The organism is Pseudoalteromonas sp. TAE79 (assembly GCF_000498015.1).
Taxonomy (GTDB): Bacteria; Pseudomonadota; Gammaproteobacteria; order Enterobacterales; family Alteromonadaceae; genus Pseudoalteromonas.
Window position 1 is genome coordinate 1 of record NZ_AUTL01000238.1, and the last position, 1299, is coordinate 1299.

1 protein-coding gene and 1 pseudogene are annotated in these 1299 nt (G+C 41.6%); one reads left to right on the forward strand and one right to left on the reverse strand.

The genetic code is table 11. The features are described from left to right. Positions 1–561, forward strand: a 561-nt coding sequence (locus L655_RS0118625; protein WP_024604693.1) for a transposase, incomplete at its 5' end; no start/stop codon positions are given. Between the two features lie 54 nt (positions 562–615). Here L655_RS0118625 and L655_RS0118630 read toward each other — a convergent pair. Then, a pseudogene (locus L655_RS0118630) lies at positions 616–1299 on the reverse strand (lipase); the annotation flags it as partial.

Genomic DNA, 1299 nt, shown 5'->3' on the forward strand with positions numbered 1-1299 from the left:
ATGAGTGTATCTGCGCATGCCAGAAAACAAGACCCTTCGCTTCCTGAGTGCTGGCAGGCCAGACTGGTTCTTTATCCTGAGCCAATGGGGCCTGGAAAAATAAAAGGTCTGCTGTGCTCTTTGGATGATAAACAGGCCTTTGGTGCACAGGCCATTCTTGATGTCTATTTCGAGCGCTGGGAAATTGAAAATAGCTATGGAGAAATAAAACACCAGATGCTTGAGGATAGTATTCTTTTGCGTAGTCAGACTGTGGATGGAGTCAATCAAGAGCTATGGGGTATATTGCTAGCCTACAATTTAATTCGAGTAGAGATAAGTCGAATAGCCAAAGAGGCTAAAGTCTCCCCGCTGAGAATTAGTTTTGTCATGGCTTTGCGGGATATACAGGATGAAATACTCTGGTGTGCCATCGCTTCGCCAGGTTCAATTCCAAAGAAATTAAGGGCAATGCGAGAACGAGTGAAACGTTATATTCTTCCAGAAAAAAGAAAACGGCCCAAAAGTAGGACCGTTCGAATTTCAAAAACTCGGTACACCATTAAGTCAAAGCATGCTTAACTGAATGGTGTTAACTTTTCAGTGGCTTTTAAAGGTTAATTATTTTATTGGCTATTAATCAGTCACAACCTCAGGGTTGGAAACTAATAACATTCGACCGCGAGCAGCTAAGTAAGTAGCTACTTGCAACTGCATTTCTGTATTAGCGGCAGCACTGCCTTCAACAGTTGCAGCTTGTGCATCATCTTGAGCTGGCGTTAATATAGAACCATGATGCCCTTTAGTAAATTTAACTAAGTAGCTTGTTGGTGTTTCACTCAATGCTTGCGAAGTACTTACTGTTTCAAGACCCATCAAGTTAGCTAATGGAATTGTGCCTGAAATAGGATTATTTGCTGCCATTGGTGGTATCACTTGGTCAGGCTTGTTATCAACACCATCGCCCACAACAACATTAGTATAAACAGGAGTACCTAATGCTTTTACAGTGGCTGCGTAATTAGTTGGATCGCCGCTATCTAGCGCTGTTTGCGCCGCAAATGCAAATTGAGTAAACACTCCTTGAATATTAGTAAGCTTACTTGTTTCACCAGCTGTAGTTAACGAAGCTACATACTCGTTATAACCACAAGTTAAATATGCTTCCATATCTGGTAATACTGCACCACAGTTAGACACTGCATCAACTTGTAAATACGCGTTAAACTCATCAGCTTCTGTTGTACCTGCTTGTGAAAGTACTGAACCTTGGATAAATGGACCAAATGCAGCTGATTCTAGTAAGAAGCTAGCTATACC